General features: G+C 71.6%; 1 protein-coding gene. It reads left to right on the forward strand.

Annotated features, from left to right (window positions below):
• A partial coding sequence (locus tag DBR36_RS18730; RefSeq protein WP_258222968.1) for a sugar-binding domain-containing protein occupies positions 1 to 345 on the forward strand: 345 nt, incomplete at both ends.

A 345-nucleotide genomic window follows, 5' to 3' on the forward strand; every position in this document is an offset into this window, starting at 1 on the left:
GCCCACGTCGTGCCCACCCCCACCCGCACCTCCGAGGCCGAACGCCTGGAGCGCACGGCGCTGACGGCGGCGCGCATCCTCGCCGAGCGGGTCGAATCGTCCATGACGGTGGGCGTCGCGTGGGGCTCGACCCTCTCGGCGGTCGCCCGTCACGTCCCGCTCAAGGACGTCCACGACACCCACATCGTGCAGATGAACGGCGCCGCGAACGTGCGGACCTCCGGCATCCCCTATGCGGGAGAGATCCTGTCGAAGTTCGGCGCGGCCTGGTCGTCGTCGGTGCACCAGTTCCCGGTGCCGGCCCTGTTCGACGACCCGCGGACCAAGCAGGCGATGTGGCGGGAG

The sequence above is a fragment of the Microbacterium sp. HMWF026 genome (assembly GCF_003061325.1).
Taxonomy (GTDB): domain Bacteria; phylum Actinomycetota; class Actinomycetes; order Actinomycetales; family Microbacteriaceae; genus Microbacterium; species Microbacterium testaceum_E.